Annotated in this window: 18 protein-coding genes; 4 read left to right on the forward strand and 14 right to left on the reverse strand. The window is 42.8% G+C overall.

The window, feature by feature from the left end:
• Positions 1-11 precede the first annotated feature (11 nt).
• The 11 genes from FD17_RS08920 to FD17_RS08965 form a co-directional block, all read right to left on the reverse strand.
• Entirely contained in the window at positions 12-923 is a 912-nt protein-coding gene (locus FD17_RS08920) for a cation diffusion facilitator family transporter (protein WP_057825741.1), read from the reverse strand.
• 154 nt (positions 924-1,077) lie between these two features.
• Entirely contained in the window at positions 1,078-1,695 is a 618-nt protein-coding gene (locus tag FD17_RS08925; protein ID WP_057825743.1) for an FMN-dependent NADH-azoreductase, read from the reverse strand.
• A 362-nt stretch (positions 1,696-2,057) separates the two neighbouring features.
• Positions 2,058-2,279: a MerR family transcriptional regulator gene (locus tag FD17_RS08930; protein WP_057825745.1), complete on the reverse strand. Its 222-nt coding sequence runs from the start codon at positions 2,277-2,279 to the stop codon at positions 2,058-2,060.
• A gap of 77 nt (positions 2,280-2,356) precedes the next feature.
• On the reverse strand, positions 2,357-2,752 hold the full coding sequence (locus FD17_RS08935; protein ID WP_057825746.1) for a hypothetical protein: 396 nt from the start codon (positions 2,750-2,752) through the stop codon (positions 2,357-2,359).
• Between the two features lie 109 nt (positions 2,753-2,861).
• Entirely contained in the window at positions 2,862-3,395 is a 534-nt protein-coding gene (locus FD17_RS08940; RefSeq protein ID WP_057825747.1) for a DUF3278 domain-containing protein, read from the reverse strand.
• Between the two features lie 23 nt (positions 3,396-3,418).
• Positions 3,419-3,922 carry a DUF3278 domain-containing protein gene (locus FD17_RS08945; RefSeq protein WP_057825749.1) on the reverse strand — a complete coding sequence of 168 codons (504 nt, stop codon included), beginning with the start codon at positions 3,920-3,922 and terminating at the stop codon, positions 3,419-3,421.
• Positions 3,909-4,109 carry a helix-turn-helix transcriptional regulator gene (locus tag FD17_RS08950; protein WP_057825752.1) on the reverse strand — a complete coding sequence of 67 codons (201 nt, stop codon included), beginning with the start codon at positions 4,107-4,109 and terminating at the stop codon, positions 3,909-3,911. The genes FD17_RS08945 and FD17_RS08950 overlap by 14 nt, the downstream gene beginning before the upstream one ends.
• Positions 4,110-4,425: 316 nt before the next feature.
• On the reverse strand, positions 4,426-5,016 hold the full coding sequence (locus FD17_RS08955) for a GNAT family N-acetyltransferase (protein WP_057825754.1): 591 nt from the start codon (positions 5,014-5,016) through the stop codon (positions 4,426-4,428).
• Between the two features lie 88 nt (positions 5,017-5,104).
• Positions 5,105-5,896: a DUF1003 domain-containing protein gene (locus tag FD17_RS08960; protein ID WP_057825755.1), complete on the reverse strand. Its 792-nt coding sequence runs from the start codon at positions 5,894-5,896 to the stop codon at positions 5,105-5,107.
• 124 nt (positions 5,897-6,020) lie between these two features.
• On the reverse strand, positions 6,021-6,197 hold the full coding sequence (locus tag FD17_RS13340; protein ID WP_164479012.1) for a hypothetical protein: 177 nt from the start codon (positions 6,195-6,197) through the stop codon (positions 6,021-6,023).
• A gap of 159 nt (positions 6,198-6,356) precedes the next feature.
• Complete coding sequence (locus FD17_RS08965; protein ID WP_057825758.1) at positions 6,357-7,235, reverse strand: RluA family pseudouridine synthase; 879 nt, start codon at positions 7,233-7,235, stop codon at positions 6,357-6,359.
• Positions 7,236-7,442: 207 nt separating this feature from the next.
• On the opposite strand from FD17_RS08965, the gene FD17_RS08970 reads away from it, so the two are divergent.
• The 4 genes from FD17_RS08970 (at position 7,443) to FD17_RS08985 (ending at position 13,170) form a co-directional block, all read left to right on the forward strand.
• On the forward strand, positions 7,443-8,798 hold the full coding sequence (locus tag FD17_RS08970) for an FAD-dependent oxidoreductase (protein ID WP_057825761.1): 1,356 nt from the start codon (positions 7,443-7,445) through the stop codon (positions 8,796-8,798).
• 210 nt (positions 8,799-9,008) lie between these two features.
• A complete protein-coding gene (locus tag FD17_RS08975; RefSeq protein ID WP_057825765.1) occupies positions 9,009-9,338 on the forward strand; it encodes a heavy metal-binding domain-containing protein in 330 nt (109 codons plus the stop codon).
• A gap of 199 nt (positions 9,339-9,537) precedes the next feature.
• A complete protein-coding gene (locus FD17_RS08980; protein ID WP_057825767.1) occupies positions 9,538-11,646 on the forward strand; it encodes a hypothetical protein in 2,109 nt (702 codons plus the stop codon).
• A 39-nt stretch (positions 11,647-11,685) separates the two neighbouring features.
• Positions 11,686-13,170 (forward strand): prefoldin domain-containing protein, encoded by a 1,485-nt coding sequence (locus tag FD17_RS08985; RefSeq protein ID WP_057825770.1) that lies wholly within the window; start codon positions 11,686-11,688, stop codon positions 13,168-13,170.
• Positions 13,171-13,521: 351 nt separating this feature from the next.
• Here FD17_RS08985 and FD17_RS08990 read toward each other — a convergent pair whose 3' ends face one another.
• The 3 genes from FD17_RS08990 to argB form a co-directional block, all read right to left on the reverse strand.
• A complete protein-coding gene (locus FD17_RS08990) occupies positions 13,522-14,034 on the reverse strand; it encodes a hypothetical protein (RefSeq protein ID WP_057825771.1) in 513 nt (170 codons plus the stop codon).
• 100 nt (positions 14,035-14,134) lie between these two features.
• Positions 14,135-15,289, reverse strand: a complete 1,155-nt coding sequence (locus FD17_RS08995; protein WP_057825773.1) for an acetylornithine transaminase — start codon at positions 15,287-15,289, stop codon at positions 14,135-14,137.
• A gap of 15 nt (positions 15,290-15,304) precedes the next feature.
• Positions 15,305-16,054 (reverse strand): acetylglutamate kinase, encoded by a 750-nt coding sequence (gene argB / locus FD17_RS09000; RefSeq protein WP_057825775.1) that lies wholly within the window; start codon positions 16,052-16,054, stop codon positions 15,305-15,307.
• Between the last annotated feature and the right edge of the window lie 9 nt (positions 16,055-16,063).

Below are 16,063 nucleotides of genomic sequence, written 5' to 3' on the forward strand. Positions count from 1 at the left end.
TCTCCTATATTTTATGGAATGTCATTTCCGCGATCGTAAATCATATCTTCGTGCTCGCCCCGGGTTGTTTCAGCCTGAATCGTGACGTGGCACATGTGGTACTTGTCCTTTAATACTTTGCTAATCTCCGAATAAATCGGCTGAGCTTCACTTATCTTCATGTCATGCATATTGATATGGGCAGAAAAGATAATGTTGTTCTCATCAATCGACCATGCATGAACGTGATGAACGCTAAAGACGCCGTCGATCTGCAGCAAATCGTGTTTGATTTGATCATAGTCAAGGTTCGGAGCGCCCTGCATCAATATCCGTAGTGTCTGGCGGATAATTGGGATTGACTCGTAAAAAATGTACACTGCAACCAGGATTGTGACAATCGGGTCTGCCAACGTCCAATTGTACAAATCAATCAAAATTCCGCCAAAGATGATTGCAACTGACGACAAGGCGTCACTCAAAATGTGAAGGTAGGTTGCTTTCATATTCAAGCTGCTTTTTGATCCAGAATTCAACAAATAAGCCGACAGTACATTGGCTGCCAAGCCAATCACTGCAATTGTCAGCATCAAATTACCGTTAATCGGTTGAGGATTGCTGATCCGCTTCACCGCTTCAATCACCAGGAACACACAAATCAATGCCAAGGCAATCGAGTTCAAAAATGCGGCGATGATTTCAGCTCGCTTATATCCAAACGTATTTCGAGCGTTTTGACGCCGTTTACTGATGCGGCTGGCAGCGAAACTGAAAACAATTGAAACCGAATCTCCCGCGTTATGAAAGGCATCCGAAATTAATGAAAGACTCCCAGACAACGCACCACCAACAAATTCAGCGATTGTAATAACAACGTTTAGAACGGTTACCCAGAAAAACTTGGCACCGGCCAATTCTTCGTGATCATGATTTTTTTCAGCCATCAATTAATCACTCCAATCTATTAACATTATTGCATTACTTGGTGAAAATTTCCATAAGGAACGAACAATCCTTTTAGGGATACCGTAAATTTTTAATTCAATCAATCCAAATGAAAAGGACTCGTCAATATTCCAACGGGTCCCAAGGTCAGTATTAAAATTCGTCAGCCATTCTTTTGGCCTCAATTTTCGCATTCTCGATAATCTGATCTGCCTGATCCGGGAAATGATCCATCCCCTCAACACTCAATTTCTCAACTGATTGAACACCAATGAAGCCAAGGATTTCCTTTACATACTGAGTCCCAAAATCTTGATTATTATATTTTCCGCCGGCAGCCTGAATATGCATCACCTTTTTGCCCCGAGTCAATGGAATTGCCCCTGTCTCAGTGTATTTAAATGTTTTACCAGCCACGGTGATTGAATCAATCCAAGCCTTCAATTTGGTTGGAATCATCAAGTTAACCAGTGGATTGGCAATAATTACTTTATCACTGGCCAGAAATTGGTCGGTCGCATCATTGAATTCAGTGACTTTTGTCTGTTGGACTGAGCTCAAATCGGCAAATGACTGGCCATTCTCCAACATATCCCATGCAGACAAAAGTTCGCCATCGATTTCCTGGAAATTTGTTTGATACAAATCTAATGTTTGGATTTTATCCTCTGGGTGGGTTTTAACATACTCATCCATAAAGACTTTTAATACTTTCAACGTCCTGGATTTTGGACTTTCCGGTCTCGCAATTACTACTAGTATGTTTGACATGACAGACACCTCTTCTTAATCATCATTTTCAACCACGACAATATAACATTATCCCGTGTGGTTGGCAACGTTTTCATTCCACGTCAAAGAAAAAGACCAGGGCAAAACTGCACTGGCCTTTCCTGAGGGGAATCGGCAACTCGATGGTTTTAATCAAATATCACTTCGTTCATACTCGAATACTGATCCGGTTTATAACCGAATACTCAAAGTGCTTTTATTCGCACGATGGAACTCATTTGTCACATTACTTGTGCAATCTAACAGTTATACAAACGATCATCTAATTAATTACTTAAAGAGCGCCAATACCCCTCATGCCTAGAATATCATTCAATTCTTTGTTTAACAATAACTTTGTACTATATATTACAATGTTTAATCAGCTGCTTAATATCATCAATTGACGAACCGTTCTCAATAAAACAGTGAACCATGTCAACCCAATACATATCAGTCTCATCAAAATCGGAGACGCTGGCAGAATCAGTTCTGCCGGGCACCAATCCATTCTGAATATAAGCTGCAATTTCTGCCGGACTAACATTAAATTTGGCTGCAGTTTCGTCCAATGTAAGTTTCATACTCTTACTCCTGAATAGTCATTAAAATTCAAATCAAATGTAAGTCTATCAGCTTGCTGTAAAAAAGCAACCGCCAATTATTCGACCATCCGCCAGTTGCCTTCATCGGCTTTGGAGATTTGATCCAGAAAATGCAGAATTGAAGCGGCACGATCCTTGTCATGCTTGACCAGCAGATTAAGTGCTTCTCCGGTAATAATCGGATTACTCAACGAAAATTGTTCGCCCTTCTTCTCACCGGTAGAAAATGCCAACACCGTGTTGCCGTCATCAATCTCAGTAATGATGAAGAACATGCTGAAATCATCGTCATCCTTCATGTAGGCCGGCATCGCCCAAATACCATCGCTGATCTGAACCAATTCTTCATTATCGAACCGATAATCACGGTGGTTCTTGTCATTGACCGGCTTGTCCAGTACAAACAGCATCTTGTCAAAAATCGGGTCGCCAAGCTTAATATTGTCTTCCATATGAATCCCCTTTTTGCAGAATTAATTTCGAGAAAATCATGCAAAAACAATCTTACTTGTCCTGTTGGATTTGTGCAAGTCGAACATCGATGCCGGTTAAAAATCCCTGTTATTCTTTATAAACTTTGGTGGTAAATATATCATACCCACACATTAAGACTCCAAAGAGCAAGCCGGATTCGACTGCTTTCCAAATTGTATTTGCACGCTGCATGTTTTGAACCGGATTTGTTCCATCAAAAAACCAATCCAGAACAATTTTCACAAAAAACATGAAGACCCCCACATAGATTCCAAGACCAATGCCTCTGATGATTGCTTTTTTAATTGCCTGTTTCCGACTGCTTGCACGAATCTCTCTATCAATAATGTGGGCTCGATTTGTGGCGATCAATAAATAAATATTAATTACAAATCCAACCATTACCACATTGCCCATTATGAGCCATACTAATGCTTTTCCAGGATTACTATTCGCAACAAATGCTGCTGCAACACTGGAAAGCAGCATATACACAGCCAAAATCATATATGCATTAGTCGCAATCCGACCAATTTCCATGCGCTTGTATTCATCCAGTGGTCCGTGAATGCCAAACCAGTGCTTAATGATCTTGGTTCCAATACTTTCTTTAACTTTCATGAATAGCCCACCTTTTCAATCTTTTACTCAACTTTAACAATATGACCAATTTCTCTTTGGGTATCTGATGTCCAACCCACCACGATGATAAACAGGGTAAATAATATTCTGGAGAGTGAAAACGTCCCCTGAACCCCTGTAAGCAAGAAATAGCAAAACATACCATAAATAATGCCAAACCATGCGCCATGAATAATCGCTTGATGAACCGCCTTGGGATATTCCTCGACTGATACTTCATGATAATTTAATTTTAATTTTGAAACCTTTCGCGTAACGTAAAAACTCACGCCACCCCAAGCAACGATCAAATTAACAAACAAAAACCAGATTAAAGTGGAATGCGTCAAAAACTTATCGGAACCCATGAGTAAAGCAACATTGGCAAAACCTGTATAAATCCATAAATACATAAACGCATTCGTTGCTACCTTATTAATTTCCCTAATGCTATGCTCATCCAGTACGCCCCGGATGCTGAAGAAATAACGCATGATCTTAATCAAAAAGCTTTCATTGAGTTTCATCCACTTTCCAAAATAATGTATTTAAATCTGTTCCCAATTCCTCGGCCAAACTAATACAAAGTTTGAGTGACGGGTTGTACTTGTCATTCTCGATTAAATTAATCGTCTGTCTGGCAACGCCTACCTTCTCAGCCAAAGCAAACTGGGAAAGCCCCCGATTCTTTCGATATTCCCTGACTCTGTTCACATTAGTTGGCCTCCCTTGATTTTATGTCACATATATATGTCATTAACAATATAAAACTGTCGAGCCATTGTGTCAACTATATATGACAAAAAGTGAGCGTGACGAAAGACGCTTTTGCTTCCGCCAAATAGGCTAGGCATTTCATGGCCGTCGTAGCATAACCTAGAATAACTTTTTTGAGCTGAAAGCTCGGAAAGTTATTCTAGATTATGCATAGGAAGCGGCCTTTCGGAACGCGTTATGGCTATATAAAAGTAAAAATGCAAAAAGGAGCCGTGAACAAAACGTTAGTTTTGTCACGGCTCCTTCGTTGCTGTTATACGTATAAAAGACTGTGTTGCTTAGCTGCCCTTTGCATATGATCATACAGATGGTCCCCGATCATTTGGGTGCCGACAGTCTTAAAACCTTTACGTTCATATAATTTTTTTGCTTCAGGATTTTCGAAATCAACGTTCAAGCCGATCACTGATTTTCCGTCATTCAATGCCATTCTGGGAACGGCAGCCAGTAATTTACTGCCAATTCCATGGCCCTGCCAATCAGGATCTACGGCAATTGAATCCAAGTACCATTCGTCGGTATTGGTTTCGGAATCAGGAATATACGGCTCTTTAAAATCGGCACTCTTTTTCGATAAATTAATCAGAACCTTGTTGATATCGTCCTCGTTTTCGCTGGGGTATCCAAACACAACCCCAACAACTTGGCCATTGGCCTCGGCCACCACGGTGGATGCCTTACTCGACAGATACGTGTCTGTCTGGTAAGCCCTCGTGATGACCTTGGCTAATCCAGGTTCGGGAACGTCTTCTAATTCATCAAGTTCCATTTCATCAAAAATAATATCAATCAACGGGGCTATCTGGCCCGCGTCATCCTGCTGTGCTTCTCTAACGGTTATCAAAAAAATCCTCCTAATAAATGAACATGCATTATGTGTTACATCATATATTACTGAAGTTTTCATTTATTGTCAAAACGTAGGAAGTAATTTAGCTGTCCTTTTCAGAGCTGTTTTCATTTTCCTGCTGTGGATTTTCATTTAACCCACTCTTAGGGTTGCCTAATTGATTTCGTTGAATCATATCAAGTTCAGTGCGAATTTGACCAAGAATTTCAATCTCCAACTTCTGGATTTCCAATGAATGAGGCAGCTGATTTTGGGTTAGATTATCCAGCTTTGCATGTAAAATTCTTAATTCATGTTCCGATTTCTGATTAACGTGGTAGTCGTTTTCAGAACTCATCCGGTCACGATCGGCGGCTCGATTCTGACTCATCATGATGATGGGTGCCTGAATGGCAGCAATACAGCTCAGCGCCAGGTTTAACAAAATAAATGGATACGGATCAAAGTGCATCCCAAACAAATGGAGCGCATTAATGCACATCCATGCAACGAGCACAAACGTGAAAACCCCAATGAAACCCCAGCTACCACCAAAACGGGCAACGGCATCCGAAACCCGCTGGCCAAACGTCAAACTCTTAGCCAAATTATCGTTAACATCGACAATATCATAGTCATCGCTCTGCATCGCTTTGGTTAACCGGCGGCTGATTTTTTGGGTCTGCTTCACATCCGAGTTAACCATTCCATCCACTCTCATCAGTTGATACTTTAATAAATCATGGTCACAAATAAAGTCGGTTACTTTTGACTTTGGATAATCACCCTTAATCAAATTTCTGGTCGCGGGCTCCAAGTCTTTGAGATACCGACCGTCGATCTCCATATGTTCACGGTGATCAATGAAACAAATGGCTGTTTTAGCTTCTGCCATATTCCTACCCCTCCCTTATATGTATACAAAAAGAATGTCCTACCGATATATTATATCAGTAAGACATTCTTTTAAAATCATTTAATAGTCGTTAAAAACTAGAGCCTAACCAAAGACTGAAACCTTACGCCTTAATTAAATCTGATTTTGCTTTCAGCAAGGCTGCTTTCAAAGCACGGATATGCTCTTGAGTTTCCTTGTCTTCCTGCGCGCCCTTCATCCATGTTAGTACAGACAAATTAGTTTCCATTTCAGCAATAATTTTTTGAATCGTCTGATCCGATTCACCATTGGTAGACATATCTAGTCTCCTCCTTAAGTTAATAACCATACTATACCAGAATCCAGGATAAAGGCAACGGAAATGAACCCGCTTTCATCAAATTCTAATTTATAATTTGTATAAGTTATCTAACCATTGATTTAACAATGTTCATTTGTGCACAATATGAGTATCTTTCTAATCAAGAAGAGCTGAAATGTCTTGTGGGAGTTGAGACTGGAAGCTTAACCCCCTGTTTGAAAACGGGTCTTCAAAATCCATCTCGGATGCATGAAGGGCCTGCCGATTAATTCCTAAATTCATTGGTCCGTGATAGAGTTCATCACCAAGCAGTGGATGACCAATCGAAGCAAAATGAACGCGAATTTGGTGGGTCCGGCCAGTATGAAGAATCACGTCGACGAGTGTCCGATCGGCTAATCGGCGCATGACTGTATACTCGGTTTGAGCTGATTTGCCTTCTTCGCTGATAATCTGGCCATAGCCGTTTGGATCTTTGGCAATTGGTTGGTCAATCAAACCGTGGTCAGGCAGGTCGGCCCCGCTTACCACAGCCTGATATCGTTTATGGAGCGTCTTGGCTGCCAACATTTCATTGGCCAGACTATTTGCGAGACGATGCTTGGCAATCAGGACGATTCCGCTGGTAAACCGGTCGAGCCGCGTAATAATATGGGGAACCAGATCTTCAGCTCCAGATTCAACCAGATGCCCTTTCACCCGATTAACCAGCGTATCATCTCGATTGGCAGGCCCCGGGACAACCGTCAAGCCGGCCTGCTTGTTGACAACCAGCCAGTTGTCATCCTCATAAATGATACGAATTGGTCCATCACTAACGGCCACATTGGGATCACTGGCTTCGGGCGGAAGTGTGACTTCAACTTGATCACCATCATGGAGCTCAACTGCTCCATCAACTGGACGGCCACCAATGACAAAGGCCCCGCCACCCGTCTTGATACTCTTATACATCCGGTGACTGATGCCTTTGGTATTCAAAAATTTTTTCAAACTCTGCGGGTCGTTTTTAGTTACATTCCAGGAAAATTTCAAAATGGCCTCCAAAAATATTTTTTAAGTTGTACACAACTGTTTCGCTTGCGTCCTAAATGCTGATTTAACGGCAATTGCACTATGTGAACAGACTCTCATGAAGAGCAAACGCGTTTGTCAAGGTCTTGACATCGTTTGCACAACTTGTAATATGTAAGTACAAGCAAGTGCTTGTGAATCTTTTTATAATTCGAAGGAGAAGATAATATGAAAGTTGCAGTTATTGGTTGTACTCACGCAGGAACCTTTGCGATCAAAACAATTTTAGCAGAACACCCCGATGCAGAGGTGACTGTTTACGAAAAGAATGATAATATTTCGTTTCTTTCATGTGGGATTGCCTTATATCTCGGGGGACATGTAAAGGATCCACAAGGCTTGTTCTATTCTAGCCCAGACGAACTTAAAAAACTAGGTGCCAACGTTAAGATGCAACACGAAGTCACCAACGTTGACCCAGCTAAAAAAACAATTGAAGTCACTGATCTTGAAAACAATCAAGCTTTTGAAGATACCTATGACAAATTGGTTGTCACTACAGGTTCATGGCCTGTCATCCCACCTATTAAGGGCATCGACAACAAGAACGTTTATCTATGTAAAAACTGGAACCATGCCAAAGAATTATTTGAAACCGCACCTGAAAAGAAACGCATCATCATCGTTGGTGCCGGCTACATTGGCGCTGAATTGGCAGAAGCATACAATACCAGAGGCCACGACGTTACCTTGCTGGACGGTGCCGACCGCATCATGAGCAAGTATTTTGACAAGGAATTCACTGATATTGTTGAAAAAGATTTCACTGATCACGGCGTTACCCTTGGCTTAGACCAACAGGTTACCGAAATTTCCGGTGACGATACCGTTACGATTAAAACCACCAAAGGTTCATATGAAACCGACCTGGTTGTCATGTGTGTCGGCTTCCGTCCTAATACCGACCTGTTCAAAGGCAAGCTGGCAATGACCGACAATGGCGCTCTGATTACCAACGAATATATGCAGACCTCTGACCCTGCTATTTATGGTGCGGGAGATAGTGTTGCCGTTCACTACAACCCAACCCACGATTTAGCCTATATTCCACTGGCAACCAACGCGGTTCGTCAGGGAATCCTGGTTGGCAAGAACATTGAGAAGCCAACTGTTAAATACATGGGCACCCAATCTTCATCCGGATTGAAGCTCTACGACAAGACCATCGTTTCAACCGGGTTGACTCTGGCTGCAGCTAAGACCCAAAACATTAACGCCCGCGAAGTGATCGTCAAAGATAACTACCGTCCTGAGTTCATGCCAACAACCGAACCCGTCTTAATGTCATTGGTTTACGATCCGGATTCACGGAGAATTCTTGGTGGCTCTCTTCTTAGCACCTACGATGTTTCTCAATCTGCCAACACCCTTTCAGTATGTATCCAAAATGAAAATACGATTGATGATTTGGCTATGGTTGATATGTTGTTCCAGCCACAATTTGACCGCCCATTCAATTACTTGAACATTTTGGCACAAGCTGCTCAAGAGCAGGAAGCTAAGGTTGCTGAGCCGTCTAAGTAATAGCGGTTACATTTATCTTTGTAAATCTATCTGAGTCACGTTATAATATTTAGTGCATGGTGATGACGATCTTTTCTAAACCACATTTAGCGTCTCACAAATGCATCCCGTCTGACTTCTGGTCCGGCGGGTTTTCTTTTATGATGTTGCTCACTGACGATTTAAGCTATAATGATGGCGAATCGACTAACTCAATTGGAGGAATCAATTATGGCTGAAGATAATTTTATTGTTTCTACCACTGAACACATTCCCGGAAAAGAATATGAAGTTATTGGTGAGGTTTTCGGATTAACCACTCAATCCAAAAACGTTGTCCGAAACATTGGTGCCGGCCTGAAAAATATTGTCGGCGGCGAAATTAAGGATTATACCAAGATGCTTGATGAAGCACGAAATACATCTGTTGACCGTCTGAAACAAAACGCACAGAAAATGGGAGCAGATGCAGTTGTCATGATGCGATTTGATTCGGGATCAATCGGAGGCGATATGCAATCAGTCGCTGCGTATGGAACTGCAGTGAAGTTTGTAAAATAGAGCCTAAAATTCTAATCAGTATATAAGTAGGACCTGACATTTCCAATTGTCAGGTCCTTTTATTATCTTTCAGAAAACCAATGTAAATGTCTTGTAAATCCTAAGTAAATGTTTAACCATTTCCATTTCAAAACAACAATTTCACGATACTATGAGTTTGCAGGGTAATATATCAAAAGAATTCATGGAGATGAAATTAATGATTGTTAAGTTAAAAAGTTCGATTTTTATCTCAGCGGTTGCGTTGGGAATGCTTGGGGTCAGTTGTGTTTCAGTACAGCCTGCCCATGCCAGCAGTACAGGTACGATTGTTTCAAATCGAAAATTAACCGGTAATCCCAGTAATCGAAGTGTCACGTTTACCGGTTCATCGGCACTTTATTCAAAGCCTCAAATTAGTAAGGGCGCTCGGATTATCGCAACCAAAGCTGCTCTAACAGATTTGGCAGCATCAAAATCATCCAGTGACAATTTTGCCGCCTATCGTCAGGCAACAACCAAGAAAGGGTCGACCTATTACAAGGTGACTTCTTTGGACGGCAAATACCGTGGCTGGATCTATGGTGGCAAAAAAGCCGGTCAATTTAACGGCGGGCTTGAACAATTTACAACCTTTGATGAGAGCAGTGTTCCTTCAAGCTTAAGCAACTATACATTTAAAATTGCGGCGCCAGGTTTTCAAAATGACGGGAAAACCGTTACATACAAAGACCCATTAAACACCGTGTATGAATCCGGCAAACAAATTGGCGATTCAGTCAGATATGCTGATACCACATTCAAGATTGACGGGTTTGGAACCAGAACCCGTGAAGGTGATACCTGGGTTCATATCAGCGCAATTAATTCGGCTGATTCTGCTGCTAATGGCTGGATCCTTTATAAAGGACTCAGACAGGCAGAATCACCAATCCCCAACAACGCTTTGAGAATCGACCTGGTCGACTCAAAGGGAAATTTGATTCGCTACATCAATTACACTGACGCAAATGCCAAGTACAATCAGCCGCTTGGTGTTCCTTATGGTACCTCATGGACCCTTGGAAACGACGATCAGGCAAATATTCAGGTTGCCGTTCGTCAGGCACTTCAAGGCACTGGATATGCACTTGATACATTGTCCGGCAACCAGGCCGGCTTCCTTGCCCAAGCCAAGTTTGGCCACAAAGCATCTCTGACCGTCAAAGCAGCCGACCCAATTCCGGGCAACACCGTTCGAATTAACATTGTCAACGATGAAAATGCCGTCGTTGATACCGTCGACTACACCAACCAAAGCGCACAAGTCGGTCAAACGCTGGGTTCTGTGTCAAGTGGCACGGCTTCTCTCAGTGCTGCTGATCAAAAGGCCATTCAATCGGATATTTCCACAGCTCTGAATAAATCCGGTTATAAGCTGGACGATTTATCTGCAGAACAATTAGCAGATCTTGCAAAAACCAAGTTTGGCGGATCTGTCTATCTAAAAGCAGATAACGCCACGACAACCATCGCTGACAACGCAGTCAGAATCAATTTCACCGATCCGGCGACCGGTAAGATCATCAAGTCGATTGATTATGTTAATACAGATGCCGATGATCCCGCTAAAAAAGGAACAACTCTGGGAACTCAAAAATCCGGCAAGTGGACAATGGACGATAATGATGTCGTTGAAATCGATGCGCTCGCTGCATCATCATTATCCGGGACGGGTTACATTCTAAACAATGAACACCTCTCAGATGATCAGGAAACAACCCTGGCTCAAACAAAATTCGGCTCATCAGTTTCAATTAATGTCGGTAAACCGGCTAATTCCAGTAACTTTGCGTTGTATGCCGCATCTTCTGCTTCCAACAGTGCCAATGCACAAGAATTGGTTCCAACTTCATTGCCTTATGTTGACAATAGTTGGGAGTTCCCCGATGTCGGCGGCGGCAACACCCCAACTTACAGCAAGTTAAGCGCAGCAGATATTGCCGGACTTTCAGCAACCAATCTTGCGAACTTTAAACAAGCTTTAGGAAAATATAGTTCAGACGCCCTTTCAAAAATCAACAACGATTTTAAGTCGGCCGCAGAAATGCAATACGTTGATTCAGGTCAGACTGATGCATTGAAATCCGCTGATTTGAACTCAGTCAAAAGTGGCCTTCAAAATGCGGGCTGGGCAACTCTTCAATCACCAAAATACCCAGTCTTCACTAAGGACGGCAACGGATCTGTTTCAATTAATTGGCAGACCATTTCCTACCATGCAAAATCTGCCAACCAAGACTCAAACGATGGGTCAATCAACGTTTACTACACATTCGATGCACAATAACTGCCAATATGACTAATCTATGAAAAGGACGAGATAAGAATGAAAAAACCGTTAAAAGCTATTGTTATCGCTGCATTTGCTCTGACATCGGCAGGCATGTTTGCCACGACTTCGACTGTCAAAGCAGATATCATTGACGTTCCAGGCGCCGTCAAATCCATCCCCCAGATTAATTCCGGGAACGTGTTAACGAATTACAACTCTGATGATCTAAAAACAATTAACAACACCTCTCCGGTGGGAAATATGGATCGGAAATACAACCAGGGAACAATTGACCCAACGACAACCAACGCTGGCGATACATTTGCAACAACAGCCGCCACGACAACTACTGCAAATGCGTTTAAAACCCAATGGTTCCTGCCTGATGGCTTTAATGTCACTGACTACCAACATGGTAACTTTCAAAGTGTTGCCTTGGATGATTCCGGCAATGTTTACTTCGTTGAATCCAACGGAAGTGACACAAACCTTGGTGTCATCATTAAATTTGATACAAACAAACTAAAGCAGCTTGGATTGGAAAACGATCCAATGGCTTTGTGGACAGCCTTCAATTACTTCAACCCATACACCGAAGAAGGCGCCGAGCACAACAACCAATATGAAAGCTATTATGAATCAATGAAAGGTTCATTTAACGCTGTCAAAAAGTATTCCAACAAATTGGCGAATGTGAAAGCAGAAATCAATGATCTGAAGAATGCCAAACGGACCGATCAGACCAAATTCAGAAAAGCTAAAGATACTGCCAAAAACCATTTGGAAAAAGTTCTCAAGGCAAACACCAAAAAGCAAGCTGCTGATGAGAAGAAGATTACTGCCCTTCAAAAGGAAATTGACAGTAATCAATCTGATATCGATAAAATTAAGGCTCAAAATCCTGATTTGTTCAAAAATATTGAAATTGCCGAGACTGCTCAACTGAGTCCCCAAGTTGATATTGGCCACGGCCAGACTTTGACCTTCAACCCTCAAAACAAACATTTGTATCTGGTTGAAGACAACACCCTGACCGATTTGAGAAACCGAGACGAAAACAATAACGTTTTGGAAATAGATCCTAACACAATGGAGCCAATTCGCCAATATAACTTCAAGATGTTCCAAGGTACCAAAGGCAATCTCCAGCTGCATACCCTGGTATTTGACAAAAACGGAAACGCCTATTGGGGCCGAAAGAACGGTATGGGCTATATGATCTTCTATGGTCGATTGGATGAGAACGGCGTTAAGTTCGCAGCTGCCCCACAAAAGCTGAGAACCCGTGGTGGTTCACCTAACCAGGGGGTTGCGTTCAATAACGTCAACAACCGTATCTATATCGTTTCCGATGACGTGCTGACATCAATCCCAATCGACAAGCTGGAAGCCGGTTCCGCAACCCCGGATGACATCAACTACTCGGTATTCCAGTCAAAGCGTGAGTGGGAATGCCTGGCATTTGATCAGCAAGGATACGGCCACCTGTTGGCACTCTGGCCTGCCGAGTTGATGAAGACGACGGAGCCATTAAATTAGAGTGTGAGCCAAGCCGGTTAGCTTCCGAGCATTAGGTGAATAACGAGTTTTAATGCGGGTCTTGCATTGAAGCTCGTTATTTGGCTAAGCGGAGGAAGTTGGCTTGGGGAACACGTTTAGAGCGTGCCGAGACCCGGGTGATGCGATTTCTAAGGGTACTTTGATTGGAGTTCCTGGGTTTGGAACTCTGATTAAAGTGCACTTAGAAGTAAGCATCAGGTCCGTCGAAACGTGTTTCCGAAGCAGAAGGAACCAGAAAGTAAAATAAAAAAACGCACTCGAATGTTACTTCTCCTCTCCCCCAAAAAATAAAGACAAACCAAAAGGCCTGCAACCCAACATCCACTGGAGTTACAGGCTTTTTCTCTGCCTAAATTTCTTAACAACCACATAAACCAGAAATAAAGGTCCACACATAATAATCAAAATATTTAAAAACAAGTTCTTAGCAACATTAAAAGAGAAGTCAGCTGCTCCTTTATACGACTGGGTTTGAGAATACTGATACTCCCAAGGATTTGTTGTTACCCCGTTTGCCGACCAGGATCTGCCTTTATGATTCGCCTGGGCATCGGAATGGTGTAAACGCAACGCCTTATCTTTATAAGTCTCGAACTCAACGGAATCCTTGCGGTAAGCGCGCTTCATGACTCCCCTGACAAATGGCAGAATCAGGCATAAGTTAAACAAATAATACCAGTCCAGCATCGATAAGTTAACTGTCCAACGGGAATGTCCGGTTGCATAGATATACTTCAGTGCCAGACCGCCATCGTAAAAGTAGATCAACAATAATGCAACGCCACCAGCCAACAGGTACCATGCATATTTCAACATATAAACGGCTGCCTTCACTGTACTCATCCCTCTCGCGAACAATTGTTATCTTAAAGATAACTGTTGCGGAGGGGATTGACAAGGTAATATGAGAAATATTCACAGTTTTTTCACATTTTAACCAGCTCTATAATTCAACTGTCAAATCAATGGATTCCAAGACACCGGCAATCTGGTTGATACCGGTAAGCAGGTCTTCTTGACTCATCACGAGTGGTGGTAATAGCCGCAACGTGTTGTGTTTGGCAGAAAGTGTTAACATCCCTTCATCTTGAAGCTTGGCAATAACGTCATCTACTTTAATTGAAGGATTCAAATGAATTCCGATCATCAACCCCAGCCCACTGATGCTATCGACGACCGCTAGTGGTTCAATTTGTTCGTTGATCGCCGCAAACACTGCTTTTGATTTCTGTTGAACTTCCGTTAAGAAGCTTGGTGTCAACTGTTCAAGGACTGCTTTGGCAGATGACAGAGCAATCTTGTTGCCGCCAAAAGTCGTCCCATGAGAACCGGGGCCAAATGCTGACGCAAGCTTCTTCTTGCCCAGCATGGCACCAATCGGCAGCCCGTTTCCCAATGCTTTGGCACACGTAATGATATCCGGATCCAAATCAAAATTTTGGTAGGCAAACTTTTTGCCAGTTCGGCCAATTCCAGTCTGCACTTCGTCAATAATCAACAAGACACCTTGATCATGGCACTTATCTGCAACCTTTTGCAGCCATTCGCCATTACCAGAGACGACACCACCCTCACCTTGAATCACTTCAAGAATAACGGCTGCCAAATCATCTGTGATCGCGTCCAAAGCATTGGGATCGTTATAATCTGCAAAACTGACTTCGGGGACCAGCGGTTTAAAGCCGGCTTGAATATCCGGATTTCCAGTTAACGACATCGACCCGTACGTCCGTCCATGAAAGCCATTGTTAAAAGCAAGTACCTTACCTTTACCAGTTGCCTTACGGGCTAATTTGAATGCCGCTTCGTTGGCCTCAGTTCCCGAATTACAGAAGAAAGCCAGCATGCCGTCAGGACACAGGGCGTTGGCAACGTCATCCTGCAATTGGCTGGGATACAAATTAGACGTGTGCCAAACTTTTCCCAATTGATTCAAGACGCTCTGCTCAATCCAGTCGTTACTGTAGCCAAAGCTGCAGACACCGATTCCACTCGTAAAATCTAAATATGATTTCTGATTGCTATCGACCAAATGCCAATCGTGACCCGAAACAATTTCCATTGGGTATTGGGCATATGTCGGAAAAATATGTTCCATTAAATCAGTCTCCCTTCAAACCGCCAGCTGGTCAACCGATAAATTGGTACCGGGATGCTGCAGCTGATTTGTAATTTCTACTTCTTTTACACCATGTTTTAAAGCATCGAACGCTGCTTTTATCTTGGGCTTCATTCCTGACTTGATGACCTCATCTTCAAATAATTGATTAGCCTTTTGCAGGCTCAATTGATCAATCACCTGACTGTTGACCATCACGCCAGGAACATCGGTCACCAAGTACAACTTTTCCGCACCCAACAGACGGGCAATTGCCGCTGCCGCAACGTCACCGTTGACGTTCAGGTAATTTCCTTCATGAGTGGCAGCTAAGGGTGCGCAAACGCCAATTCCGGCTGATAACGCATGTTTTATGTAAGCCTCGTTGATTGCCGTCACACTGCCAACTTCACCGTAGACTGCTTGATCCAAATAATCAGCAAATGCCACGGCCTGACCAGTCGCATTCATACCAATCACCGAGAGACCATGAGCAGACAATTGGCTGCATAAAGCCGGTTGAACAAGCCCCAACAGCACTGCCTGAGTCACTTTCAGTGTCTGTTGACTGGTCACTCGAATGCCATTAATCTTGTTGACCGGCAAATCCAGTTGATTACTCCATTCAGAAATCTGGGGCCCGCCGCCATGAACAATCAAAATCTGCTTGCCGGCTTTTCGCCATGCATGTAACTGTTCAAAGAATCCGTTTGTTAGGTGGTTTGTTGCGTTACCACCAACCTTGATCACAATTATCTGACTCATGTTTCCCAC

It is taken from the genome of Lentilactobacillus sunkii DSM 19904 (genome assembly GCF_001435575.1).
In the GTDB taxonomy this organism is placed as follows: domain Bacteria; phylum Bacillota; class Bacilli; order Lactobacillales; family Lactobacillaceae; genus Lentilactobacillus; species Lentilactobacillus sunkii.

Bases quoted from the DNA above. Each gene is read 5' to 3' on its own strand.
- FD17_RS08930 (WP_057825745.1), bottom strand. From the start codon at position 2,279: ATGAAACTTACATTGGACGAAACTGCAGCCAAATTTAATGTTAGTCCG.
- FD17_RS08980 (WP_057825767.1), top strand. From the start codon at position 9,538: ATGATTGTTAAGTTAAAAAGTTCGATTTTTATCTCAGCGGTTGCGTTG.
- FD17_RS08940 (WP_057825747.1), bottom strand. From the start codon at position 3,395: ATGAAAGTTAAAGAAAGTATTGGAACCAAGATCATTAAGCACTGGTTT.
- FD17_RS08920 (WP_057825741.1), bottom strand. From the start codon at position 923: ATGGCTGAAAAAAATCATGATCACGAAGAATTGGCCGGTGCCAAGTTT.
- FD17_RS13340 (WP_164479012.1), bottom strand. From the start codon at position 6,197: ATGTCTACCAATGGTGAATCGGATCAGACGATTCAAAAAATTATTGCT.
- FD17_RS08985 (WP_057825770.1), top strand. From the start codon at position 11,686: ATGAAAAAACCGTTAAAAGCTATTGTTATCGCTGCATTTGCTCTGACA.
- FD17_RS08995 (WP_057825773.1), bottom strand. From the start codon at position 15,289: ATGGAACATATTTTTCCGACATATGCCCAATACCCAATGGAAATTGTT.
- FD17_RS08970 (WP_057825761.1), top strand. From the start codon at position 7,443: ATGAAAGTTGCAGTTATTGGTTGTACTCACGCAGGAACCTTTGCGATC.
- FD17_RS08975 (WP_057825765.1), top strand. From the start codon at position 9,009: ATGGCTGAAGATAATTTTATTGTTTCTACCACTGAACACATTCCCGGA.
- FD17_RS08990 (WP_057825771.1), bottom strand. From the start codon at position 14,034: ATGAGTACAGTGAAGGCAGCCGTTTATATGTTGAAATATGCATGGTAC.
- FD17_RS08925 (WP_057825743.1), bottom strand. From the start codon at position 1,695: ATGTCAAACATACTAGTAGTAATTGCGAGACCGGAAAGTCCAAAATCC.
- FD17_RS08935 (WP_057825746.1), bottom strand. From the start codon at position 2,752: ATGGAAGACAATATTAAGCTTGGCGACCCGATTTTTGACAAGATGCTG.
- FD17_RS08960 (WP_057825755.1), bottom strand. From the start codon at position 5,896: ATGGCAGAAGCTAAAACAGCCATTTGTTTCATTGATCACCGTGAACAT.
- argB (WP_057825775.1), bottom strand. From the start codon at position 16,054: ATGAGTCAGATAATTGTGATCAAGGTTGGTGGTAACGCAACAAACCAC.
- FD17_RS08945 (WP_057825749.1), bottom strand. From the start codon at position 3,922: ATGAAACTCAATGAAAGCTTTTTGATTAAGATCATGCGTTATTTCTTC.